The following is a 25,757-nucleotide window of genomic DNA, read 5'->3' as shown; positions in this document are numbered from 1 at the left end:
CGCGGCATGGATGCCGCGGCCAAGCCACCAAGGATGGGTTTACGGCGTCCCCCGCAACCGGACCCACCCCGCCTTCGACAGATTTCTGCGATCTGTTGGACGTGCTGATGGGGGTCAGATCCGTTTTCCAGCGGAAAACGGATCTGACCCCATTTCCTGATTTCGAAATCTGACAGACAGTCATCCACGCATGGCGTGGATCTACCGTGTCGACCAAGGTCGACACCTGCCAACAGCCGCGGGAATCTGTCAGAGGTGGGGCGGGGTGGGTGGGCAGGACCGTTGGCGCCATGGATGGCGCCATCGAGCCCCCAGGGGTGAGGGCGCTTTGCTTGCGAAGCACTGCTTCGCAAGCGCCCGAACGCCCAGCCGCCAGCGGCTGGGCCGGTCTGGGGGTTTACGGCGTGTCCTGCCCACCCACACCGCCCCGCCATCCCACGGAATGCCCGCTGTTGCTGTGGCTTTGGCTGTTGCCGCTGCTGTTGCCGGCCAGCGGCCGGCACTACCGCGGGTGCCGGGCGCCGCCCGGCCGTAAACCCCTTACTTCTTCGCGCGCGGCTGGTTCAGCGGCTCCATCGCGCGGAAGCGCTTGCTGTACTCATCGGTCAGGTTGCGCGATTCCTGGCTGTTGCGGACGATGGTCGGGGTCAGCAGCACGATCACTTCCGAACGACGGCTGGTGCGGGTCTTCTGCCCGAACAACGCACCGACCACCGGAATCCTGCTCAGGCCCGGAATGCCGCTGCTGCCATCGGTGGCCGAGTCGGTGATCAGGCCCGCCAGCATGATGGTGTCGCCGCTCTGTACCGCCGCTTCGGTGGACAGCTTCTTGGTCGAGATGCGCGGGTTGCAGTTGCGCTCGTTCGGGTTGCAGGCGTCCGGCACGTCGGAGGCGCTGCTGACCTCCTGCACGATATCCAGGAACACAGTGCCATCGCGGGTCACGCGCGGGCGTACCTTGAGGATCACGCCCGTGTCGATGTACTGCACCGAGCTGTAGGTGCTGGTGCCCACGCCGGTGTTCACCGTGGTGGTGTTGATCGGCACCTTGTCGCCAACGTTGAGCGTGGCCTCGGCGTTGTTGCGCACGAACACCGACGGTGTCTGCAGCAGGCGCAGGTCGGTGACCTTGTCCAGCGCGCTGACCACGGCGGCCGCGTTGTGGCCGGTGAACGCCCAGCCCACGCCGTCGTTGCCGGTGACACCGCCGGCGAAGGTATTCCACGAACCGCCCGCTGCCGGCGGCAGGGTCAGGCCTGCCAGTGCGCCGGTCAGCGCGCGACCAGCCACGGCGTTGTCGAAGAACCAGTTCACGCCATACTTCAGGTCACCGGTCAGCGCGACTTCGGCCACCTGTGCCTCGATGTGCACCTGCAGCGGCATCACGTCCAGCTTCTCGATCACCTCGCGGATCGAGCGCCAGGCCTGCGGCGTCGAGCGAACCAGCAGGGTGTTGGTCTCCTCCACCGCCGACACGCCGACGCGGTCGCCCTCCACTTCCAGGCTGACACTGACGTTGCCGGGCTGGCGCTGCGGCAGGTTCAGGCTGCCGTTGCTGCTGCTACTGCCACTGCTCCCGCCCAGCGTCGAGCCGAGGGTGCTGCTGTTGTTGTCCATGCCACGATCGCCGTCACCGCCCAGCTGCGACGGGATGGCGCCCGGTGCCAGCGAGGCCGGGCCGGAGCCGCCGCGGTTGCCACTGCTGGCGAAGGCCTCGCTGAGGCGCTCGGCCAGGTCGCGTGCCTTGATGTAGCGCAGCTCGTAGGAGAACAGGCGGGCGCTGCCACCTGCGGTGTCGATGCGATCCAGCCACTGCTGGATCTGGTCCAGGTAGCGTACCTGCGGCGTGATCACCAGCACGGCGTTGGCGTTCTCCAGCGGCAGGAAACGGAACATGCCAGCACTGGGCGTCTTGCTCTCTTCGCCGAACACCTTTTCCAGGTCGGCCGCGACCTGCTCAGCCTTGCCCGACTGGATCGGGAACACGCCCACCGACATGCCCGACAACCAGTCGACGTCGAAGATCTCGACGGTGCGCAGGTAGTTTTCCAGTTCTGCGCGCGTACCACCGAGGGTGATCACGTTGCGGCCGCTGTCCACGTTGACGATGGCGTTGGGGCGCGCATACGGCTCCAGCACCTTCTTCATCTCGGTGGCCGAGATGAACTGCAGGGGGACCACGCGGACCTCGAAGCCGCGTGCGCTGGCCGCCGGCGCGGTGCTCGGCGCGACCGTGCCGGCCAGCGCCTGGTCGGCGGCGACGATGTTGTAGCGCCCACCGCTGTAGACCATGCGTGCGTTGTTCCAGCCCAGCACCATCTCCAGCAGGTTCAGCGCCTGCGCCGGCGAGACCGGCTTGGGCGTGGCCAGGGTGACCGTGCCCTGCACGCCCGGTGCGATCACGTAGTTCTGGCCAAGCATGTCACCAAGGATGGCCTTGACCACCGCATGCAGCGATTCGCCTTCGAAGTTGAAGGTGGCCTCGCCGGTGCTGGCGCCATGCAGCGCCGGTGCCGGTGCGCGCGCGGCCTCACGGTTGATCATGGTGCCGGTGCCGCGGCGGATCACCGCCTGCGGTGCGCCCTGGCTCTCGCGGGCGGCATCGGCGGCGACGTCGGCTGCCTGGCCGGCATCGGCACTGGGCGACAGGTTGCCGTTGCGCTGCACGTGCGGCGCGGACACCGTACTGCAGCCGACCAGCAGCGCGAGGGCAAAGGACCAGGGAAGAAAACGCAGGTTCATGCATTCACTCTATCGGTTGGTGCCATCGCCCGGGGGCGGCGACGGTTGTTGCTGCTGTTGTTGCAGCTGGCGGCGACGGGCCTGGATGCGTTCGCGGATGGCCTGCATCTGCGCTTCGCTGGGACCGTTGTTGTTGGCCGGTGGTGTTTTTGCAGCTGACGCCGCAGGTGTGGGGGCATTGCCGGCGGGCGGCGTCGGTGGGGTGGCCGCGACCGGGGACGGCGCCGGCGGAGCACCCGCCGAAGGCGGCACAACGATCGCACCTGCAGGCGGTACACCGTTGGCACCGCGCAGCACCGTCGGCGGCTCACCGCCCTGGCCGTTGAACACGGCCAGTTCCAGGACCTGGTTGCCACCGGGGCCGATCACCGTGGCCTGGCGCGGCTGCAGCGCCACCAGCTGCCAGCCATCCACGGCTTCGCCGTTGAGACGCAGGCGCAGCGAGCGGTTCTGTTCGGTGGTGAAGGTGGCCATGCCGAAATCGCCGGTCAGCAGCACGCCGGTCAGGCGCAACGCGGCACTGGCCGCCGGTTCGCTGCCCCCCAGCAGATAGGGCCGCGGCCTGCGGTCTTCGGCGAATAGCGGGCGCTCACCGATCGCGCTGTAGCTGTCGGCGCTGGCCATGCGCTCGGCCGCCAGCGGCGGCAGCGATGGCAGCGATGGCGCGGCGTCGGCATCACCGTCGGCGCCCGGCAGCTGGCTGCCCAGCCCGAACACGGTTGACAGCCAGACCGCCGCCGCCCAGCCGGCCAGTGCCAGCAGGAAGCCGGTACGCAGGCTGATCTGCTCAAGCTTCATCGGCCACCTCCGGCCCTTCGGACGGGGGCGCCGGCTGGGGCGCAGGCGTGGCCTCGGCCGGCGACGTGGACGGTGCCGCAGCGGGTGCCGGTACCGTGCCGTCGGCGGCGGCGCCTGGCAGCAGATAGCCGGCCAGCTCGAAGGACACATCCAGGCCCAGCCCCGATTCGTTCGGCGATTGCTGGAAGCGCTGCGCGATCAGGTTGAGGTTGTCGACGAACAGGCGGGGGCTGCCGGTTTCGAGGCTGTGCAGCACGGTGGCCAGTTCGGCCACGCCGCAGCGCAGGCGCACCTGCATGGCGACGCGCACGAACTCGGCATCGCGCCGGTTGTCGGTCAGCGGCGTGCGGTTGCTGATGGTGCAGCTGCGGTTGCCCGGGCTGGCCATCGCCACCGCATCCTGCAGCCGGGCGCCCAATGCAGCGGCGGCAGCTTCGGCAGTGGCTTCGCGCAGGAAGCCTGGCCGCTGCTGCAGTGCCTCGCGGGTAGCGCGAAGGCGCTGTTCGATCTGCGGCTGCTGCTGCAGCTGCGCCTGCACGCGCGACTCGCGTTCGCGCAGGGCGGCGACATCGGCATCGATCGCACGCAGCGGCTGGGTGAACCAGGGGTGCACCAGCAGCAGATAAGCCAGGCCCAGCACTGCCAGCAGCAGTGCCAGCGCCAACCAGCGATCACGGCGTGCGCTTGGCATCGGCATCGGCCGCCTCCGGGGTCGGTGCTGCGGCCGGCAACGGCTGCAGTTCGGCGGTCATGGTGAAGCGGTCGCGGCCACTGGCCGCGCCATCGGCCTGCAGCACCCCGGTCAGGTTGACCTTGCGCCACTGCGGTGCATCCTGCAGCAGCTGCACCAGCTGCGATGCTTCGCGGCTCAGGCCGATCAGCTGCAGGTTGTTGTTCTCGATCGCCAGCTTTTCCAGGTAGGTGCCTTCCGGCAGGCGCCGGGTCAGTTCGTTCCAGATCTCCACCGTACCGGCGCGCTGGTTGCGCTGCTTCTCAAGGAACGCAGCACCATCGATCAGCGCCTGCAGCTGCGCGCGTTCGCTGGCCACGCCACGCGCGCTGCGCGCGCTGCGCTCGACCTGCGCACGCAGTTCGTCGGCGGCGGCCTGGCGGTTGTCCAGCAACTGCACCGCGGCCAGTACCAGCATCACGACGGATGCCGCTGCCAGCAGCAGGTTCCAGCGCCGCATCGGGTCTGGCCGCAATTGGCGCTGCGCGGGCGGCAGCAGGTTCACCTGCAACACGTTGCCCTGCGCATCGATGGCATCGACGCCGGCCAGCGCATCGGCCCATTGGCCCACCCGCGTGCGCCATGCTTCCAGCTGCCGCAGTGGCCACGCCACCAGTTCGACCTGCAACTGCCCTTCGCCGCCCGCGCCGAGTTCACGCACGTCATAGCTGACCTGGGACGCTTCGAACGGGGTCTGCCGGTCGATTTCGAAACCGACCACGGCACGCAGGCGGTCAGCCGCCGCGGCGGGCAGGCGCAGCGTGCGCCGCAGCACATCCGCCGCGGGCAGCAGCCACACCCGGGGCAGGCTGCGCAGGCGCGGCTCGAGTACCCGGTCCAGTTCCACCGGCGACAGCGGCCACGGCAGGCGCGCCACCACTTCGCGGCGTTCACCGGCCTCACGCCAGACCTGCAGCTGGTCGCTCTCAGGCTGCAGCAACAGGCGGGCCTGGCCCCAGCCCAACGCCCATTGCCAGCGCACCGGTACCCAGGCCAGCAGCGACTGCCGCCACCAGCGCAGGAAGCGGCCAGCACCCGGGCCGATCCGGCCCTGCACTTGCCGCAGACTGTCCTGCCACGCCGTCATCTTGCTGTCATTCCCTGCTCCCAGCGAAGCACTGTGTAGGTCCGCCCGGGAACCCCGCCCGAGCCACTGCGTACCACTGCCTGCAACACCGACCTGCGTCCACTGCTGTCGATGGCAGCGGACTCGATACTATAGGTGCCGCTGCTGCTGGCAAGCGTTGTCGTACCACCAGCGGAATCTGCATCACGCTCCTGCTGTGCGCGCTGCGCCATCACCCTGTCCGCATCCAGCCCCAGCGCGCTCAGCACCGGCGCACTGGCGAACTGCGGATCCGGCCGGGCCTGGCGGCTGTACAGGGTCAGGTGCGGCAACATCGCCCGGTACAGCGTGCCGCGCATGCCCAGCACGCGCTGCAGCTCGCCCAGGGTCTCGAAGCGCTTGTTGCGTGGGCCATAGGGCAACCCGGCTGCGGCGTAGTCCTGCGCTTCAGCACCACCGCCCGGCTGCAGCAGGCTGTCCTCGTCACGCCAGTCGATGATGGCCGCGGCCAGCTGCCGGGCCTGGGCATCGTCTTCACCCAGCGCCTTGAGGAAGGCGGTCAGCAGCGCGGCATCGGCCAGGTTCAGGTTGATCTTGCCGTTCTCGTCCAGCACCTTGATCTCGATGCTGGCGTCGTCGAACTGCCAGCGATAGGTCCGGCCATCGGCACGCCAGGGCGCGCGCTGCGGATCGGCCGACAGGCGCAGCAGGGCATATTCGAGGCCGGCACGCGCACGTTCCTGCCCGCGTGCATCGTCATCCAGCACGCGCTGCTGCAGGTGTTCGACCCGTGCGCTCAGCGCGAATGCGCCGACCAGCGCGGTCATCAACGCGATCAGCCACAGCACCAGCACCAATGCCGCCCCAGCCTGACGCCTCATCGCGCGCCTCCGCTGCCACCGGCGCGCAGCGCCACCACCAGCGGTGGCCACGGCGCTCCCCGGGCCGGCACGATCTGGATCTCCACCAGCATCGGCAGGCGGCGGGTGTCGTCCCAGCGCGGCATCCAGTCGGTCACCTGCCCAGTGCTGGCATCGATACCCCGATAGCGCAGCTGCACCGACTTCAGGTTCTCCACCAGCACCTCGGGCGGGCGCGGTGGATTCTCGGCGATGCGCTCGCCTTCCTGCAGCAGCACCAGGTCCAGCAGCAGGCGCTGTTGGCCATCGCGTCCGTCGACCTGCAGCGCGTGCAGGTAGGGGCCGCCACGGCCGAGGTATCCGGGCAGGTCGGCGGCGAACAACATGCGTTGCTCCTCCCCCTGGAAGAAGATCGGTTCGCGGGTGGGGTCCGGAACCTCAAGCGGGGTGCGCAACGCGCCCGCCAGCTGCCTGCGAAGCAAGGACTCGACCGCGCGCATGCGTTCGCTCTCGGCGGCGATCTGCTCGCCACGCTGGCTGACCGCCATCGCCGAGCGCACGCTGGCAAAGGCCAACGCCAGGCCGCCGGCCAGCAGCACGGTGGCCAGCATCACTTCGACCAGGGTGAAACCTGCGGCGCGGCGCCTCACCGCGCATTCTCCAGGTCGGGCGGCAACAGGCGCAGGCTGCGCCAGCGCAGCTGCTCGCGCTCGCTGTCACCCCAACGCACCTGCAATTGCAGCTCTGCCAGCCATGGGGTCCCCGGTGACGTGGCCTGCACGACATTGCCAGCGCGTGGTTCCACCCACGGCTGAACCTGCAGTTCCCAGTGATAGCGCCCCTGTTCCCAGTCACCCTGCTGGCTGCCCACCTGCAGCGGTGCGTCAACGCCGGCCTCGGCCAGCAACGACTGTGCATGCAGCACCGCGCGCGTGCGCAGCTCGGCATCGCGCACCTGTTTTGCGCCGCCGGACAGGCTGCCCAGCAGCAGGGTCAACGCCAGGCCCAGCAGGGCGAAGGCGATGATCACTTCCAGCAGGGTGAAGCCACGCGCGCGCCGCTTCATTGCGCCCGCCAGGGGCCGGAGCGGACCTCGCCGGTGAGCCAGCCGACGTCGACGCGCCATTCGGCGCCGTCGCGCTGCAACCGGATGCGGCCACCGCTGGAGCCACCATCGGGATGGAATTCGATCACGCCCTGCCCTGGCGCGGTGGCCAGCTGCGCGGCGCCTTCGAACTGCACCTGCAGCTGTGCGGGCACCTCACCGTGGCGCTGGTTGGCGCCCTCCCAGCGCCGCCGCGCCGGCTCGATGACGAAGCGCTGCGGTTCGCCGCGGGCGATTGCCTGCGCGCGCACCATGCGCAGCTGGCTGGCGATGTCCTTGCCGGCGCTGCGCAGCTGCATGCCGGCGAAACCACGCGACAGGCCAGCGGCGGTGATCAGGCCGATCGCCGCGATCAGTGCGATCACCAGCAGCATTTCCAGCAGCGACAGTCCCGCCGCGCGCCTGCCGTGCAGGCGCGGGTGGGGCAACCGGCGCGGCAGGAAATACGTCATGCGCGGTTACGGCTGGTAGCGGATGTCAGCGTCGACGCTGCTACCGCCGGCCTTGCCATCCTTGCCCAGGCTGACCAGCTCATACGGCTGGCCTTCGCCCGGTGCGCGGTATTCCAGGGCGTGGCCCCACGGGTCGTTCAGGTCGGCCGGCTTGGCGTACGGACCGAGCCAGCCGCCAACACCGGCCGGTGCGGTCACCAGGTCATTGAGCGAGCCGGGCAGCTTGCCGGTGTCGATCTGGTAGTTGTCGATCTTGGACGCCACGGTCTGCACCTGCGCCTTGGCGATGTTGGCCTTGCCACGGTCGGCACCGCCCAGTACGCGGCTGGCGACCAGGGTCAGCACCGCGCCGATCAGCACGATGACGATGATGATTTCCAGCAGGCTCATGCCCGACTGGTTGCGCGCGGCGGTGAAGGAAAGGCGGATCGGTCGGCGACGGGCAATCATGGACGGTCCTTTCAGTTGCGGAGTGTCGGGGTTGCAGGGAGTGCCATCGTCAACCGATGGCATTGGTCAGGTCGTACAGCGGCACCAGCACGGCCACGATCACCGCGCCCACCACCGAGGCCAGCACCAGGGTGATCGCCGGCACCATCGCCGCCAGCAGGCGGTCGATGCGCCGGGCACTATCCTGTTCGAAGGTGTCGGCGGCCTTCAGCAGCATGGTATCGAGGGCGCCGGATTCCTCGCCGACCTGGATCATCTGCAGGGCCAGGCGCGGGAAGCGCTTGCCGCGCGACAGTGCCAGCGACAGGCCGGCACCATTTTTCACTTCATCGGCGGCCGCTTCCACATCGGCGGCCAGCGCGCGGTTGCCCAGTACGTTGCGCGCGATGCCCAGTGCGCCCAGCAGGGGTACGCCGTTGCGCAGCAGGGTGCCCAGCGTGCGCGCCAGGCGCGCGGTCTCCAGTTCACCGACGAGACGGCCGATGCCACGGCGCTGCAGCAGCCAGCCATCCAGCGCCAGCCGGAACGCCGGTTGCCGCGCCTTGCGCTCGAAGAACAGCGCCAGCAGCGCCGGCACCACCAGCAGCAGCACCCACCAGTCGCGCACGAACAGGCCCAGCTGCAGCACCGCATTGGTGAACCACGGCAGCGCCACGTCCAGGCTCTCGTACATCTGCGCGAACTGCGGCACCACGTAGCCAAGCAGGAACAGCAGCGCACCGCCCACCACCACCAGCAGGATCGCCGGGTAGACCAGCGCGTTGATGACCTTGCCCTGCAGCGCGCGGCTGCGCTCCAGGTAGTCGGCCAGGCGTTGCAGGGTTTCATGCAGGCTGCCGCCGGCTTCGCCGGCGCGCACCATGTTCACGTAAAGGCGCGAGAACAGCCCATGCTGGCGTTCCAGCGCGGTGGACAGCGGTGCACCGCCGCGCACCACGTCGCGGATGTCGGTGATCGCGCGGCGCGATCGTTCGTCCTCGGGCAACCCCAGCAGGATCGACAGCGCGCGGTCCAGCGGCTGGCCGGCACCGAGCAGGGTCGCCAGCTGCTGGGTGAACTGCAGCAGGGCGGCGCCCTGCAGGGGGCGCTGCTGCAGCAGGTTGCGCCAGCTGCGGCCGCCGATCGCGCCGGCGTCGGCCAGCTGCGTCTCCATCGGCAGGTGGCCCTGGTCCTGCAGGCGCGCGATCAGCTCGGCCTCGCTGGCCGCTTCCATCTGCCCGTCGAAGACCTCACCGTGCGGATTGAGCGCCTTGTAGCGGTAGTTCGGCATGTCAGCCCCGGCGTCCTGCGCGCATCAGCTTTCCTCGGTCACGCGCAGCACTTCCTCGATGGTGGTCTGTCCGCTCAGCGCCTTGGACAGGCCATCCTCGTACATGGTGCGCATGCCGGCTTCGCGGGCGATGCGCTCGATCTCGCCCATGCCATCGCGACGCATCACCGCACGCCGCAGCGCATCGTTCATCACCAGGAATTCCATGATGGTGGTACGCCCCAGGTAGCCGGTCGGCGCCAGCGCCGAGGGCTTCGGACGGTAAAGGTGGATCGGTCCCTCCGGCTGCAGGCGGCGCAGCTCGAAGCGTTCGATCTCCTCTGGCGAGGCTGCGTAGCGTTCGGCATGGGTGGGCTCCAGCCGGCGCACCAGGCGCTGGGCCAGGATGCCGTTGATGGTCGAGGTGAGCAGGTAATCCTCCACGCCCATGTCGAGCAGGCGGGTGATGCCACCGGCCGCATTGTTGGTGTGCAGGGTGGACAGCACCAGGTGGCCGGTCAGTGCCGACTGGATGGCGATGCGCGCGGTTTCCAGGTCGCGCATTTCACCGATCATGATGATGTCCGGATCCTGGCGGACGATGCTGCGCAGCGCGTTGGCGAAATCCAGGCCGATCTGCGGCTTGGCCTGGATCTGGTTGATGCCCTCGATCTGGTATTCGACCGGATCTTCCACCGTGATGATCTTGACGTCGGCGGTGTTGAGCTGGCTCAGCGCGGTGTACAGCGTGGTGGTCTTGCCCGAGCCGGTCGGGCCGGTCACCAGCAGGATGCCGTGCGGCTGTTCCAGCACCTTGCGGAACTGCGGCAGGAAGGCGTCGGTGAAGCCGAGCCGGTGGAAATCGAAGACCACCGTTTCGCGGTCCAGCAGGCGCATCACCACGCTTTCGCCATGCGCGGTAGGCACGGTACTCACGCGCAGGTCCAGCTCCTTGCCCTGCACGCGCAGCATGATGCGGCCGTCCTGCGGCAGGCGGCGCTCGGCGATGTTGAGCCGGGCCATGATCTTGATGCGGCTGATCACCGCGGCGGTGAGATTGGCCGGCGGGCTCTCGCCCTCCATCAGCACGCCATCGACCCGGTAGCGGACCTTCAACCGGCTCTCGAACGGTTCGACATGGATATCCGAAGCGCGCAGTTCCACCGCACGCTGGATAACCAGGTTGACCAGACGGATCACCGGCGCTTCCGAAGCGAGGTCGCGCAGGTGCTCGATATCGTCGACCGCGCCGCCCTCGCCATCGGCGGTTTCCACGATCGCGCCCATCGCGCTGCGGCCCTGGCCGAACCAGCGCTCGACCAGGTCATCGATCTCCGCGCGCATGCCCAGCACCGGTGTCACCGGAACCCCCAGCGCCAACTGCACGGCCTGCTGCGGATAGGCATCGTGGGCATCGGCCAGCCACAGACGCACCCCGTGTTCATTCAACTCCAGCGGGCACACATGGAACTGCTTCAGGAAACGCAGCGACAGCGGCAGTCCCTCGGCCAGCGCCTGCGGCGGGGCCTCCGGCACCTGTTTGCCCTCCAGCAGCGGCAGGCCCAGCACCTCGGCGCTGGCCTGTGCCTGGTCGCGTTCAGACACCAGGCCCAGGCGCACCAGCAGGCCCAGCAGGCTGCCGCCGGCCTCGGCGTGCAGCGGCCGCGCGCGCGCCAGGTCTCCTTCCTTGAGCCGGCCGCGTGCCAGCAGCGCATCCAGGATGCGGCCTTCGGCATCGTCGGTAACGGTTGCAGCGAGCGCGTTCACGTGACTCTCCTGTCAATCGGACCGACTTTAGCAGTTAAGCCATGATTTCCGCCGCCCTGCGGCCAGCTTTCGTAAAAAGACGAAGCCCGTCACACAGGATGACGGGCCTCGGCCGTTCAACTACGACACGTCAGGCTTACTGCGTGGCGAGGATGCTCACGCCGTTGTAGGCCGCTTCGCCCACCACCTTGATGTAGTAGGTGCCTGCCACCGGCTTGTTCACCCGTACCGTTTCGGACGTGCCGGGACGGGTCGACTTGCCATCGTTGTCGCTGGCGCTCGGCTCGCGTCCCTGGGCGATGTAGACCGACACGTTGCCGGTGCCACCGTAGGTGATCACGCTGAGCTGCTTTCCGGCGGCTGCCTCGAAGCTGTACAGGCGGCTGCTGCCGGCCGTACCGTTCAGGCCCCCCACGGCGGCCTTGTTGGTCAGCGGCGTCGCCACCGGCCCGCAGTTCTCGGTGCACGGCTCTTCCAGTGCCTTGGCCAGCGCCGCCTTGGCATCGACGATGCCGGTGCCGATCGGAGTGGCGGCCGGGATACTGACCGGGAACGGGCGCGCGGTTTCCTTCAGCAGCGCGCGCATCGCGGCGGGGGCCAGCGGATCCTTGCCCTTGGCGATCAGCGCGCTCTGCACCAGTGCAGCGACGGCAGCCACGTGCGGCGAGGCCATCGACGTGCCACCCATGCCCATGTAGCTGTAGCTGCCTGACTCCGGCGTGGTGGCCGCATCGGAACCGGACTGCCAGACGTAGCCGCCCGGATTGCCATCGACGCTGCCGCCACCACCCGGACCGGACAGGTCCACGCGGGTGCCGTAGTTGGAGTAGTAGGTGATGCCGCCGGTGATGCGGGTGGCGCCGACGGTCACTACGCCGTCGCAACTGGCCGGACGGTACTTGGATGCGTTGTCGGTCTCGTTGCCGGCCGCCACGACCACGGTGGTGCCACGCGAGATCGCGCCATTGATCGCATCCTGGTAGGTTCCGTCACAGCTGCCACTTCCACCCAGGCTCATGTTGATGATCTCGGCCGGGTTGGCATTGGCGGGCACGCCCGCCACGGTGCCGCCGGAGGCCCAGGTGATGGCGTCGGCGATATCGGAAAGGTAGCCACCGCACTTGCCGAGCACGCGGACCGGCAGCACCTTGGCCTTGTGCGCGACACCGGCCATGCCGACGCCGTTGTTGGTCTGCTCGGCCACGGTGCCGGCCACATGGGTACCGTGCCAGGAGCTGTCCTCCGCGACGGAGCCGGTGTAGCACTCATTGTCGTTCTCGACCCAGTCGCCATAGTCCTGCGCGCCCGGCACGCGATCGTTGGTGGCACGGCGCGACGTCTCGGCGTCGCTGATGAAGTCGTAGCCTTCCAGCAGGTTGCCGACCAGGTCCGGGTGCTGCGGCAGGATGCCGGTGTCGAGCACGGCCACCACCACGCCCTCGCCCTGCGATACATCCCACGCCGACGGTGCGTTGATGCCACCGGTGGCGTTGTGCAGGTGCCACTGGTACTGCTGGTAGTACGGATCGTTCGGCGCCAGCGCCGGCTGCACGTCACCGGCGCGCAGCTCGGTGCGGCGCAGCTTCACGTCGGCTTCGGCGTACTGCACGGCCGGGTCGGCCTTCAGCTCCTTCAGCACGCGCTGCAGTTCCGCAGGCGCCAGGCGGCCCTGCAGGCGGATCAGGTCGGCACCGACGCCGAGCTTGCGCACGACCTGCGGGCCAAGCGTGCTGGCGCGGGCGGTGCCACCGGACAGGCTGGCGCGGGTCAGCGCGGACTGCACGGCGGACAGCTTGGCCGAACGGTTGTCCGCCGCAGCGGTGCCAGCACGATACTTGACGATGATGCGCTCGGCGCCCGGCTCGGCGGTGCTGGCCTGGCGCACCGGTTCACGGGTCGGCAACCCGGCGGCGTGGACGGCACCCACCGCGGTCATCGACAGCACGGCGGCGGCAAGCACATTGATGCGAAGGTTCTGCTTCTTGATCACGTCGAAATTCCTCTTCTGGGTCATGGATCGAACCAACACTGCGGCCATCATTCCTTGACGACTCCCGGCCGGCCCAGCCGGGATTGCCGTGACCTCCCCCCAGGCCCTGATTGCAGGTTTGGCGCCGGCGTGGGTGGCCGCCGGCGCAGTGGTTTGGCTTACCAGCCGAAGCCGGCACCAACGCCGACCGAGCTGTCGTCACTGCTGAAGGCACCGCCGAAGGTGACCGTGGCGCGATCGCTGATCGCACGCTGGTAGCCCAGCGACAACGCCGACTCGCCGCCCTGGAAACCGATGCCGACGCCGACCCGGTTCTGGGTGCGGATACCGGCGGCACTGGTGGCCATGTTGAGCATCGCCGCGCTCATGGCGCCCTGGCGGTCGATGCGGCGATCCATGTGGCGCAGGCGCCCGTCGATCTCGCCCTTGAACACATCGAAGCTGTCGGCGACGGCCTGCACGCGGCTGTCGGTGTAGCTGTTGGCAGTGGCCATGCCACGGTCCAGCTGGCCCTTGTTGACGGCGTCGGTGGCAGTGGTGCCGGCGGCGACGTTGGTGACCTGGCGTTCGTTGCCTTCGCTACCGACCGACACGGTGTTGGCACGATCGGCAACCGAGCCCTGGCCCAAAGCCACCGCGTTGGCAGCCGTGGCACTGGCACCCTGGCCGATGGCGGTGGACGAGGCGCCACTGGCCACTGCGCCCTCCCCCATGGCGACGGCATTGAAGCCCGTGGCCGGGGTGCCAACCGGAATCCCGGCACCGGCGGCGGCGGCCGTCGGCGTGCCCTGCACGCGTGCGGTGCTGGCCGGTGCCGCGTCGGCGGTGGCCGGTGCGTCGGCGACGCTGGCCAGTGCGCTTTCATCCAGCGAGGCACTCATCGAACGCAGGCTTGCCGTTCCCGAACGCGTGCCTCCGGCGGTGCGGCGATCGATCTCGCTGACCTTGCGGTCCAGCGCACCGAGCGCATCGCCGACGTTGCTGTAGGTGGCGCCCTGGATCACGTAGTTCGGCGCCACGAACACGCCCTGCATGCCGACGCTGGCGCCACCGCCGAGGAAGCTGGCGGCATCACTGAGCGACTGGAACAACTGCCCGCCATTGATCGCCTGGCGGCTGCCGGCGGCGATGCTGCCGGCACCGACGTTGTCGATGGTGGTGCCCTGGAAGCCGGAGAGGGTCAGGCGATCACGGCTGGCGTCGTCATAGCCGACTGCACTGGCCGCCGTGGTCTCGACCGTCGCGATGCGCGAATCGAAATCACCGACGCGGGTTTCCACTGCGCCCACGCGCTGGTTGGTGACGTTGAGCTGCGAACCGGTGACCGCATCGGTGCTGCCGGCAGCGATGCGGCCGTCGGCCACATTGACGATGCGCCGCGTGGCCGGGCCATCGGTGCCATTGCCGCCGCCGACCGAGACCACGTTGGCATCGAGCGCACGCGAACCCGCCCCCAGAGCCACCGAGTTCGCACCGGACGCGCCGGCGCTGTTGCCCAGTGCAAGCGCACCATTGCCAATGGCCATCGCGTTGGCACCCAGCGCATTGCTGCGTGCACCACTGGCAGTGGCGGCCGAACCGACCGCAGCGGCATCGCTGCCGCTGGCACTGGCGGTACCCGCACCAGTGGCCTTGACGTAGCGTGCGGTGCCATCGGCGGTCGCCGCGACCGCATCGAGCTGGCCACGATTGACTGCATCGGTGCGCTCGGTACCGGCGGCGACACGGGTGATCTGACGATCACTGGTGCTGCTGCCCACTGACACGGTGTTGGCACGATCAGCCACCGAGCCGGCACCCAGTGCGATGCTGCCGGCTGCCGACGCATTGGCGCTGACACCCACTGCGGTGGCATTCGCGCCGGTGGCCTTGCTGCCGTAGCCGACCGCCGTACCAAGCCGGCCACTGGCTTCGGCATAGCTGCCCAGCGCGGAGGCACCGTCAGCCGAGGCGTTGGCGCGGAAGCCGCTGGCCTGCGACTGCGTGCCGCTGGCCGTGGCCTGCGCACCACTGGCGGTGCTGTAGGCACCCTTGGCCTGGGCACCGGTGCCGCTGGCGCTGGCACCGAGTTCGCTGGCGCTGGCGCCGCTGCCCACCGCCACGCTGTCGACACCACTGGCCTGTGCGTTGTTGCCCAGAGCCGCGGCGTTGTTGCCGGTGGCCAGGGCATCGACGCCGACGGCGGTGGCGTTGACGGCCATGGCATTGGCTCCGCTGCCCAGCGCGGTGGCGCCGTTGCCGACGGCGTTGGCCGCGTTACCGGCGGCCAGTGCGTTGTCGCCGTCGACCAGGGCACCGGCTTCGCCGTCGGCGTTGCCGCTGGCCTGGAACTGCCGGGCAGTCCTGTCGGCAACGCTGGCAACCGCGTCCAGCTGGCCCTTGTTCACCGCGTCGGTGGCCTCGGTGCCGGCTGCCACATGCGTCACCTGGCGCTCACCGCCCGCGGTGCCCACGGCCACGGTATTGTCGCGCTCGGCCTTGGAGCCGGCGCCCAGCGCCACGCTGTTCAACCCACTGGCGGTGGCACTGGCGCCCAGTGCCGTGCCATCTGCGGCATCCGCCCACGAATTCCAGCCGATCGCGGTGGCGTAATCTTCGGTCGCCCAGGCGCCGGCACCGAAGGCCGCCGCGCCGGTGCCGCTGGCACGCGACGGGATCAAGCCGAAGAAGGTGCTGCCACCAATGGCCACGCTCTCCTCGCCACTGGCCTCGCTGGACTGGCCCACGGCCACGGCACCGGTACCGGCTGCGGCGGCACCGAAGCCGACCGCGGTGGTGTTGGCCCCGCTGGCGGCCGAGCCGTAGCCCAACGCGGTGCCGAGGCGTCCGCTCGCTTCGGCATAGCCACCGACGGCGGTGGTGCCATCGGCAGAGGCGGCACTGCGGAAGCCACTGGCCAGTGCCTGCGTGCCACTGGCGTTGGATTCGGTGCCGGTCGCGGTGCTGTACGCACCACTGGCCTGCGCACGCGCCCCTACCGCGCTGGCGCCGAGCTCGCTGGCGCTGGCGCCGGTACCGAGCGCAAGGCTGTCTTCGCCGGTGGCCTGTGCGGTACTGCCCAGTGCTGCGGCGTTGTTGCCGGTGGCCAGCGCATCGATGCCGACCGCCGTGGCGTTGGCGGCCAGTGCATTGGCGCCGCTGCCGAGTGCGGTGGCACCGTTGCCGATGGCGTTGGCCGCATCACCGGCCGCCAGCGCGTTGTCACCCTCGACCAGGGCGCCGGTTTCACCCTCGGCGTTGCCACTGGCCTGGAACTGCCTGCTGGTCTTCTCCGCTGCTGCGGCTACGGCGTCAAGCTGGTTCTTGTTGACCGCATCATTGCCCTGCGTGCCATCGGCCACGTTGGTGATCTGGCGGGTGTTGCCAGCACCGCCTACCGACACGGTGTTGTCACGGTCCGCGATCGAATCGGCACCCAGCGCCACGCTGTTGGCAGCGCGCGATTCGGCGGCGTTGCCCAGTGCGGTGCTGTTGATGCCGCCGGACCAGGCGCCGCCACCGACGGCGGTGGAGTAATTGCCCGATGCTTCGGTGGCCAGCACGCCAAACAGCGAACCACCGACGGCGACGCTGTTGGTGCCGGTGGCCAGGCTACCCTGGCCGGTGGCGGTGCTGTAGGCACCCGACGCCTCGGAGTCGCCGCCCAGCGCCACGCTGTTGGAACCGGTGGCACTGGCGAAGTTGCCGAAAGCGGTGGCGTTGAACGCCGATGCCTGGGAATAGCCACCGATGGCGGTGCTGTAGCCACCGGTCGCTTCGGCGCCGATGCCGAACGCTGCCGACGCCGTGCCGCTGGCGACGCTTTCGCTGCCGACCGCGGTGGCGCCGCTGCCGCTGGCATTGCTGAAGTAGCCCACCGCCACGGCTTCCTCGCCGGAGGCTTCGGACAACACACCGTTGGCGGTACTGCCGGCACCACTGGCGATGCTGGCGGCACCGAACGCCGCGCTCTGCTCGCCGCTGGCTTCGCTTTCCGCACCCTGCGCGGTGGCGTACTCACCGGTCGCCTGTGCGTTGGCACCGACGGCGCTGGCGTTGGCGGCGCTGGCCAGCGCGTTGAGACCGATCGCCTGCGCGTTGTTGGCCAGCGCATTGGCACCACTGCCGAGTGCGGTGGCACCGTTGCCGATGGCGTTGGCCGCATCACCGGCGGCCAGCGCGTTGTCACCCTCCACCAGCGCACCGGCTACGTCGTCACCGCTGCCACTGGCCTGGAAGAAGCGGCTGGTGGTGGTGGCGGTACTCGCGACCGCATCCAGCTGTGCCTTGTTCACCGCATCGGTGGCCTGGGTGCCAGCGGCGACGTTGGTGATCTGCCGCTCGTTGCCGGTGCTGCCGACCGACACGCTGCGGGCGCGGTTGGCAACCGAGCCGGCGCCGAGCGCGACAGCGTTGCTGGCGCTGGCGTTGCTACCGGCCCCGAGCGCGATCGCGCTTTCACCACCGGCCACCGTGTTGGTGCCGATGGCAATGCTGTTGAGGCTGTTACCCAGCGCCTGGAAGCCCAGCGCCACGCTGTTGTCGCCATAGCCGAAGGCACCACGGCCGACTGCGGTTGAGCTGGCACCATTGGCCCAGCTGTTGTATCCGATGGAGGTTGCGCCACTGCCGCTGGCCCATGCCGCGTTGCCGAACGCCGAGGCGTTGGTGGCGGTGGCCCATGCACCGGAACCGAAGGCGCTCGCACCACTGGCCGTGGCCCAGCTGTAGCCACCGACAGCGGTGCTGTCATCGCGGCTGGCGAAGGCGCTGTCACCGACCGCAACGGCATAGCTGCCGGTCGCACGCGACTTGCCGCCGGCCGCGAAGCTGTTGTCGCCGCTGGCCTTGGCGGCATTGCCGAACGCGCTGCTCACGGCACCGGTGGCCTGCGCACCGCTGCCGACCGCCGTGGCATCGGCAACCGCCGTGGTGCCCACCTGTTGCGCCTTTCCGTCGGCGCCGATGATCGGCTGGTTGTACTCGTCGTAGGCCTGTCCGAGGCCACCGATGGCAACACCGCCGTTGCCGGTGGCGCTGCTGTTGCGACCCACCGCCACGCTGTCATCACCGATCGCTGACGCGGCAGCGCCATGTGCAACTGCACCAGCACCGACCGCGTTGCTCGAGGAGCCGGCCGCAACCGCACCTTCGCCCTCGGCGAACGCACCGGCATCACTGCCCGCTTCGGGCTGTGCCTGGAAGAAGCGCGCGGTGCCGTCGGCGGTGCTGGCCACAGCGTCCAGCTGCGCCTTGTTCACTGCATCCGTCGCCTGCGTACCCGCGGCCACGCTGACGATCTGGCGTTCATTGCCATTGGTGCCCACGGCCACCGTATTGGCCCGATTGGAGCCCGAATAGGCGCCCAGCGCGACACTGTTTTCGGCGCCAGCGGTGGCGTAGTAGCCGATGGCCGTGCTGTCCTTGCCGATGGCCCAGGTCTGCGCGCCCAGTGCACTGGCGTTGTCGCCTGCGGCATAAGCGAAGTAACCCAGCGCGGTGGATTCCGCGCCCACTGCTTCGGTGAAGCTGCCGTTGGCCAACGAACGGTCACCACTGGCGACCGCACCGCCGCCTACCGCGGTGGAGGACACACCGCTGGCCCGCGTCTGCACATACAGGCCCATGCCCGGCACGATGTCGGCCGGGCCACCGATGGCGACGCTGCCGGCGCCGGTGGCGCTGCTCTGCGTTCCCAGGGCGGTGGCGTTGCTGCCACTGGCGGTGGCCGCCGCGCCGAAGGCCGCGCTGCCCTGCCCCGAAGCCAGCGCATTGCTGCCGACGGCAGTGGCGCTCTGCGCGATGGCGACGGCGCCCGCACCCAGTGCACTGGTGCCATTGCCGATCGCGTTGGCCGCCTCGCCGGCGGCCAGCGCATCTTCGCCTTCGGCCAGCGCACCGGCATCGCTGTTGCTGCTGCCGGTGGCCTGGAAGTGCTTGGCGGTGGCATCAGCCACGGCAGCGACGCCCTTCAACTGGGCCAGATTGACCGCATCGGTGGCTTCACTGCCCGCGGCAACGCTGGTGATCTGCCGTTCGTTGCCTGCGCTGCCGACCGCTACGCTGTTGGCGCGGACAGCTTCGGAGTTCGCGCCCAGTGCAACGCTGTTGGCACCGCGAGCGGTGGCGTAATAACCGACGGCGGTGCTCTGCGCACCGCTGGCCCAGGTCTGCGCACCGAGCGCGCTGGCATTCTCACCCGGGGCATAGGCGAAGTAGCCCACGGCGGTGGATTCCACACCGGATGCTTCGGTCAGGCTGCCGTTGGCCACCGCACGATCACCGCTGGCGATAGCGCCGGCGCCGACCGCGGTGGCGGCTTCGCCGCTGGCCTGGGTCTGCACGAAGAAGCCCAGGCCCGGAATCAGGTCGGCCGGGCCGCCGATGGCGACGCTGCTGGTACCGGTGGCGGTACTCTGCGTACCCAGTGCGGTGGAGTAGTCACCGATGGCATTGGCGACCGCACCGAATGCCGACGACTGCGCACCGGCGGCATACGCGCCAACGCCGTAGGACGACGCCGCAAATCCACTGGCTTCGGCACTGGCGCCGACTGCGGTGCCACCGACACCTGCGCTGGTGGCGCCGGTTTCCACCGGCACGCCGCCACTGGTGATCAGCGGGTTGCCGTCGGCATCCACCGCAGCACCACCGACGGCGACACTGCCCGGGCCGTTGGCCTGTGCGTTGTTGCCGAACGCGGCGCTGTTCTGGCCCGACGCCAGCGCGTTGTTGCCGACGGCGGTGGCGTTCTGCGCAACGGCCGTGGCGCCGGCACCCACGGCGGTGGTGCCGTTGCCGATGGCGTTGGCCGCCTCGCCGGCCGCCAGCGCCTCGTCACCTTCGGCCAGCGCGCCGGCGTCGCTGTTGCTGCTGCCAGTGGCCTGGAAACGCTTGGCCGTGGCATCGGCCACGGCGGCCACGTTCTTCAACTGGCCGACATTGACCGCGTCGGTATCTTCAGTACCCGCAGCGACGCTGGTGATCTGCCGGGTCAGGCCATATTCGGCGGCGCCGACAGAGACGGTATCGACGCGGTCGGCCAGCGAGCCGGCGCCCAGCGCCACGCTGCCGGTGGCAACCGCCGCCGAGTTGGACCCCAGCGCGGTGCTGTACTCACCGACGGCGGTGCTGAACGCACCCACCGCGATTGATGCTTCATTGGCGGCAGTGGCGCCGCGGCCCAGTGCGGTACTGCCCGGGCCCATCGCCACGGCACCGCCACCCACGGCAGTGGCGCCATCGGCGGTGGCTTCGGACAGCGCACCCAGGGCGGTGGCCGCGCCATTCTCGCTTGCAGCGTAGGCACTGGCGCCGACGGCGGTGTCACCAAGACCGAACGCGGCAGCACTCTGCCCGACCACCACGCTGGCGTCACCGATTGCCAATGCGCCCTGGCCGAACGCGCTGGCGCCCAGGCCGGCGGCAATCGCCTGGGTACCGATGGCGGTGGTGGCATTGGCCAACGACTGCGCACCGGCGCCCGCTGCAACCGCGCCCTGCCCGTCGATCTTCGCCGCGTCGCTGTCATCACCTGCGCCATCGGCCTTGAAATAGCGGTTTCCATCTGCGGCGACATCCGCCAGCGCGGCCTGCGTGGCGCGCGCCTGCGCATCCAGCTGTGACTTGTTCACCGCATCGGTGGCCTGGGTACCAGCGGCCACGTTGGTGATCTGCCGTTCCTTGCCGGCGTCGCCGACGGACACGGTATTGGCCCGCGCTGCTTTGGAGCCAGCGCCCAGCGCCACGCTGTTGGCGGCGCTGGCATTGCTGTTGCTGCCGATCGCCACCGCGTTGCTGCCCTTGGCCGTGGCCGAGCCTTCGATCAGGCACTTTTCCAGCAGCTTGCCGCTGAATGCGACGCAGGTAGCGCTGCCGCCGATCTGCACTGACTGTGCAATGGCGGAACCGCTCATGCCCAATCCCAGTACCAGGCCCAGTGCCACCGCCAACAGCGCGGGCGTGGCCTGTGTCGTATCGCGGCGCTGGTCGACAACACCACCGCTGCTGTCGGAGGAGGCCAGTTCCGAGGCCACCACCAACTGACCCAATGCTTTGTTCCAGACCTTGCGATAAATCCGATTCATCGGTACGGCTCCTGATTGGACTGGTTTTGGGCAAAGCAACGCCACCGCCGGGCCTTGTGGCCCAACGTCCCCTGGGGGCGTTTATTCGCGTGATTTACTGCGGGGTATTGCCGAACGGCGCGCAGCGACAGAAAACCGAGCGCGTGCGCCGAGCGGTTACTGCGGAATGAATGGTTCTGAAACGGGGTTCAAGTGTTAACGGCAACTTTGCAGATCGTCAAGACTTTGACACGACAAATGCTATTGCCGTGAAGCAGTTCACCATTTCACGTGTTTATAAAAGTATTTTGTTAGGTACACGTGACGGACCGCTGGCGCATGAAAACCGATGTAACTAGCGGGCACGACAAGGGTTTCACGCGCGCAAAGAAAAACCCGCCGACGAAGCGGCGGGTTTTTCCATACGCGGTGGCATTGCGGCCTGCGCGGAACGATGCGATCAGCCGCACCACACCCGCGCGTTGCGGAACATGCGCATCCACGGCGAATCACCCTGCCATTCCGCCGGTGCCCAGCTCAGGTTGAGCGCGCGCGGGGTACGTTCCGGGTGCGGCATCATGATGGTGACGCGGCCGTCGCTGCTGGTCAGGCCGGTGATGCCGTCCGGCGAACCGTTCGGGTTCAGCGGGTACTGGCTGGCCACCTTGCCATTGCCATCGATGTAGCGCAGCGAGACACGTGCAGCAGCCTGGGCGACGGCATTGTCGAACACGGCCTGGCCTTCACCATGCGCCACCGCCACCTGCAGGCGCGAGCCGGCCATGCCACGCAGCAGGATCGACGGCGATTCCACCACTTCCAGCAGCGCGGTGCGGGCTTCGAACTGCTCGCTGGCGTTGCGACGGAACTGCGGCCAGTGCTCGGCACCCGGAATGATGTTCTTCAGCTGGCTCATCATCTGGCAGCCGTTGCATACGCCCAGCGCGAAGCTGTCTTCGCGCGCGAAGAACGCGGCGAAGGCATCACGCAGTGCGCTGCGCTCCAGGATCGAGGTGGCCCAGCCACGGCCGGCACCGAGCACGTCGCCATAGCTGAAGCCACCACAGGCCACCAGGCCGGTGAAATCCTGCAGAGCCACGCGGCCTTCAATCAGGTCGCTCATGTGCACGTCGAAGGCACGGAAGCCGGCACGCTCGAAGGCGTTGGCCATTTCGATCTGGCCGTTGACGCCCTGCTCGCGCAGCACCGCCACGCGCGGACGCGCACCGCTGCTGATGAACGGTGCCGCCACATCCTCGTTGAGGTCGAAGCTGAGCTTCGGCTTCAGGCCCGGTGCGTTGAAGGCACGCGCGATCTCGCGCTCGGCATCGGCATTGGCCGGGTTGTCGCGGCGCTTCTGCATCGCGTGGGTGACCGACCACCAGGCATCGAACAAGGCCTCCCAGCGCCACTCGGCCAGGTTCTCGCCGCCCAGCGACACGCGCACCACCGGTGCGGTGGTTGGCTTGGCGATGCGCTGCGCGCATTCGGTCAATGCATGGCGTTCAACCAGGTCGGCAAACGCTGCACGGTCTTCGCGCGCGATCTGCACCACCGCGCCCAGTTCTTCGTTGAAGAGGCTGCGGAACGGATCGTCACCCCAGGCATCGAGGGCGATGTCCAGGCCCAGGCGCGAGGTGAAGGCCATTTCGCACAGCGCGGCGAAAGCACCGCCGTCGCTGCGGTCGTGATAGGCCAGCAGCAGGCCGGACTGGCGTGCATCGCGGATCAGCTCGAAGAAACCCCGCAGGCGCTGCGGATCGTCCAGGTCCGGGGCGGCACCGGCGAAGGCCGGCAGGTCGCCGTGGTCGGCATGCACCTGGGCCAGGATCGACCCCCCCAGGCGCTGCTTGCCGGCACCGAGGCCGATCAGCCACAGCTCGCTGTCCACCTCCCGGTCGAGCAGCGGGGTCAACTGCTGGCGCACGTCGGCGACCGGCGCGAACGCCGAGATCACCAGCGACACCGGCGACACACTCTTGTGCGCTTCACCCTGGTCGTGCCACTGCGCCTGCATTGACAGCGAGTCCTTGCCCACCGGGATGCTGATGTCCAGCTGCGGGCAGAGTTCCATGCCCACCGCCTTCACCGCGTCGTACAGCAGCGCGTCTTCGCCTGGGTGACCGGCCGCGGCCATCCAGTTCGCCGACAGCTTGATCTCATCCAGCGCATCGACCGGGGCCGCGCACAGGTTGGTCAGCGCTTCGCCCACCGCCATGCGTGCCGAAGCAGCGGCATCGAGCAGGGCCAGCGGGGTGCGCTCGCCGATCGACATCGCCTCACCGGCTACGCCGTCGAAGTCGGCCAGGGTGATTGCCACGTCGGCCACCGGCAGCTGCCACGGGCCGACCATCTGCTCGCGCGCGGTCAGGCCGCCGACGCTGCGATCACCGATGGTGACCAGGAAGTTCTTCGAGGCCACGGTCGGGTGCGCGAGCACGCGCAGGCCGGCTTCCTGCAGGTCCAGGCCACCGGTCTTCAGCGCCGGCCAGCGCGGTGCCGGCGGGTGCGCGGTATCGCGGTGCATCTTCGGCGGCTTGCCGAACAGCACGTCCATCGGCAGGTCGATCGGTGCATCGGCCGGGGTGTGGCCCGGCACGGCACCGTAGGCCACCACCAGATGTTCCTCGGCGGTGGCCACACCGACCGCAGCGAACGGGCAGCGCTCGCGGGCGCACAGCGCGGCGAACTCGGCCAGGCGTTCCTGGGCCACGCCCAGCACGTAGCGTTCCTGCGACTCGTTGCACCACAGCTGCATCGGCGACAGCGACGGATCATCGGTGGGCACCTTGCCCAGGTCGATGACACCACCGACGTTCGAGTCGTGCAGCAGTTCGGGGATGGCGTTGGACAGGCCACCGGCGCCGACGTCGTGGAAGAACTTGATCGGGTTGTTGGCGCCCATCGCCACGCAGCGGTCGATGACCTCCTGGCAGCGGCGCTCCATTTCCGGGTTGTCGCGCTGCACGCTGGCGAAGTCCAGGTCCTCGGCGCTTTCACCGGAGGCCACCGAACTGGCCGCACCGCCGCCCAGGCCGATCAGCATCGCCGGGCCACCCAGCACGATCACCGCATCACCGGCCTGCAGCGGGATCTTGTCGACCTGCACGCGGTCGATCGCGCCGAGGCCACCGGCCAGCATGATCGGCTTGTCGTAGGCGCGCACCAGATCGGCGCCTTCCGGCAGCTCGAAGCTGCGGAAGTAGCCGAGCAGGTTCGGGCGGCCGAACTCGTTGTTGAACGCGGCGCCGCCGAGCGGGCCGTCGGTCATGATTTCCAGCGCCGGTGCCATGCGCGGGTTCAGCGCGCGCGGCGCCTCCCACGGCTGCGGCAATTCCGGAATGCGCAGGTGCGAGACCGAGAAGCCGGTCAGGCCCGCCTTCGGCTTGCCACCGCGGCCGGTCGCGCCTTCGTCGCGGATCTCGCCACCCGCGCCGGTCGAGGCGCCCGGGAACGGTGCGATCGCGGTTGGGTGGTTGTGGGTTTCCACCTTGATCTGGAAGGCACTGGGCACCTGCGCTTCGCGGCGGTATTCGCCACTGGCCGGATCGGGGCGATAGCGCGAGGCCGGATGGCCTTCGATCACCGCGGCGTTGTCGCTGTACGCGCTGAGCGTGTGCTGCGGGGTCTGCTGGTGGGTGTTCTTGATCATCCGGAACAGCGAGCGGTCCTGCTCCTGGCCGTCGATGGTCCAGCTGGCGTTGAAGATCTTGTGGCGGCAGTGCTCGGAATTGGCCTGCGCGAACATCATCAGTTCCACGTCCGACGGCGAGCGGCCCAGCGCGGTGAAGCGTTCACGCAGGTAGTCGATCTCGTCCTGGGCCATGGCCAGGCCGAGGCGCTGGTTGGCGGCCTCCAGCTGGTCCACCGGCACGCGTTCCAGCTCGCCACGCGCTGGCGCCGAGAACAGCGCCTGGCCCTGCTCCACGGTCTCCAGCACCGACTGCGTCATCGGGTCGTGCAGCGCCTTGACCAGCGCCTGCTGAGCGTCGGCATCGGCCGGCCAGCCCTGCACGTCGATGCGCAGGCCACGTTCGACCCGGCTGACCGGCTGGCCGGCACCGCGGACCAGTTCGGTGGCCTTGCTCGACCACGGCGACAGCGTGCCCAGGCGCGGCACCACGATGCGGCTGACTGCGCCTTCGGCCACGGCTTCGGCCTGCGGCGCCGCTTCGAGGATGCGGCACAGCGTGGTCAGGTCGGGGGCGGCGCTGCCTTCGGGCTGCACGAAGTAGACGTGCCAGGCGCCGCTGATGCGCAGGGAGGGAGCGATGGACTGCAGGCGGGATTCAAGACGTTCGCGGCGGAACGGCGACAGGGCGGGCGCGCCCTCGAGGACCATCATGTCCGGGGAACCGTAGTTGGGAAACGGGCCCGACATTGTACCGGAAGCGGGGGGTGGGCTTTGGCCGGGCGGCGCCCGGCACCCGCCGAGGCCACGGCCGAAGCAACGGCAACGGCCAAAGCAACAGCAACGGCCAAAGCAACAGCAACGGCCAAAGC

14 protein-coding genes are annotated in these 25,757 nt (G+C 69.1%); all 14 read right to left on the bottom strand.

The annotated features are described in order from the left end of the window. Positions 1 to 540 precede the first annotated feature (540 nt). The 14 genes from gspD to purL all read right to left on the bottom strand — a co-directional run bounded on the left by gspD (position 541) and on the right by purL (position 25,599). Positions 541 to 2,742, bottom strand: coding sequence for a type II secretion system secretin GspD (gene gspD / locus ACM0O9_RS19075; protein ID WP_065186243.1), 2,202 nt, complete (start codon positions 2,740 to 2,742; stop codon positions 541 to 543). 9 nt (positions 2,743 to 2,751) lie between these two features. Continuing rightward, positions 2,752 to 3,540 (bottom strand): type II secretion system protein, XpsN-like, encoded by a 789-nt coding sequence (locus tag ACM0O9_RS19070; protein ID WP_065186244.1) that lies wholly within the window; start codon positions 3,538 to 3,540, stop codon positions 2,752 to 2,754. Beyond that, complete coding sequence (gene gspM / locus ACM0O9_RS19065) at positions 3,530 to 4,237, bottom strand: type II secretion system protein GspM (protein ID WP_065186245.1); 708 nt, start codon at positions 4,235 to 4,237, stop codon at positions 3,530 to 3,532. The genes ACM0O9_RS19070 and gspM overlap by 11 nt, the downstream gene beginning before the upstream one ends. Next, positions 4,212 to 5,357 (bottom strand): PilN domain-containing protein, encoded by a 1,146-nt coding sequence (locus ACM0O9_RS19060; RefSeq protein WP_065186246.1) that lies wholly within the window; start codon positions 5,355 to 5,357, stop codon positions 4,212 to 4,214. Before ACM0O9_RS19060 ends, gspM begins: the two co-directional genes overlap by 26 nt. Continuing rightward, the gene (locus ACM0O9_RS19055) at positions 5,354 to 6,217 is read right to left on the bottom strand and encodes a type II secretion system minor pseudopilin (RefSeq protein ID WP_065186247.1); all 864 of its coding nucleotides are present in this window, start codon (positions 6,215 to 6,217) and stop codon (positions 5,354 to 5,356) included. The genes ACM0O9_RS19060 and ACM0O9_RS19055 overlap by 4 nt, the downstream gene beginning before the upstream one ends. After that, positions 6,214 to 6,846 carry a type II secretion system protein J gene (locus tag ACM0O9_RS19050; protein WP_053499709.1) on the bottom strand — a complete coding sequence of 211 codons (633 nt, stop codon included), beginning with the start codon at positions 6,844 to 6,846 and terminating at the stop codon, positions 6,214 to 6,216. Before ACM0O9_RS19050 ends, ACM0O9_RS19055 begins: the two co-directional genes overlap by 4 nt. Further along, positions 6,843 to 7,262, bottom strand: a complete 420-nt coding sequence (xpsI, locus tag ACM0O9_RS19045; RefSeq protein ID WP_005415227.1) for a type II secretion system protein XpsI — start codon at positions 7,260 to 7,262, stop codon at positions 6,843 to 6,845. Before xpsI ends, ACM0O9_RS19050 begins: the two co-directional genes overlap by 4 nt. Further along, positions 7,259 to 7,753 (bottom strand): type II secretion system protein XpsH, encoded by a 495-nt coding sequence (gene xpsH / locus ACM0O9_RS19040; RefSeq protein ID WP_049417201.1) that lies wholly within the window; start codon positions 7,751 to 7,753, stop codon positions 7,259 to 7,261. The genes xpsI and xpsH overlap by 4 nt, the downstream gene beginning before the upstream one ends. Positions 7,754 to 7,759: 6 nt before the next feature. Next, positions 7,760 to 8,203, bottom strand: coding sequence for a type II secretion system major pseudopilin GspG (gspG, locus tag ACM0O9_RS19035; protein WP_005415225.1), 444 nt, complete (start codon positions 8,201 to 8,203; stop codon positions 7,760 to 7,762). Between the two features lie 49 nt (positions 8,204 to 8,252). Beyond that, positions 8,253 to 9,473 (bottom strand): type II secretion system protein XpsF, encoded by a 1,221-nt coding sequence (xpsF, locus tag ACM0O9_RS19030; protein WP_005415224.1) that lies wholly within the window; start codon positions 9,471 to 9,473, stop codon positions 8,253 to 8,255. A 24-nt stretch (positions 9,474 to 9,497) separates the two neighbouring features. Continuing rightward, entirely contained in the window at positions 9,498 to 11,219 is a 1,722-nt protein-coding gene (gene gspE / locus ACM0O9_RS19025) for a type II secretion system ATPase GspE (protein ID WP_235649844.1), read from the bottom strand. Positions 11,220 to 11,355: 136 nt separating this feature from the next. After that, the gene (locus ACM0O9_RS19020) at positions 11,356 to 13,209 is read right to left on the bottom strand and encodes a S8 family peptidase (protein ID WP_235649873.1); all 1,854 of its coding nucleotides are present in this window, start codon (positions 13,207 to 13,209) and stop codon (positions 11,356 to 11,358) included. Between the two features lie 158 nt (positions 13,210 to 13,367). Beyond that, on the bottom strand, positions 13,368 to 21,275 hold the full coding sequence (locus ACM0O9_RS19015; protein ID WP_065186248.1) for an ESPR-type extended signal peptide-containing protein: 7,908 nt from the start codon (positions 21,273 to 21,275) through the stop codon (positions 13,368 to 13,370). A gap of 439 nt (positions 21,276 to 21,714) precedes the next feature. After that, entirely contained in the window at positions 21,715 to 25,599 is a 3,885-nt protein-coding gene (purL, locus tag ACM0O9_RS19010; RefSeq protein ID WP_414604250.1) for a phosphoribosylformylglycinamidine synthase, read from the bottom strand. Positions 25,600 to 25,757: the final 158 nt, after the last annotated feature.

Origin of the sequence: Stenotrophomonas sp. FR012 (genome assembly GCF_047520565.2) — a bacterium.
In the GTDB taxonomy this organism is placed as follows: domain Bacteria; phylum Pseudomonadota; class Gammaproteobacteria; order Xanthomonadales; family Xanthomonadaceae; genus Stenotrophomonas; species Stenotrophomonas sepilia.
The sequence above is the reverse complement of the archived record's forward strand: the minus strand, read 5'-3'. Positions and strand labels throughout refer to the sequence as shown.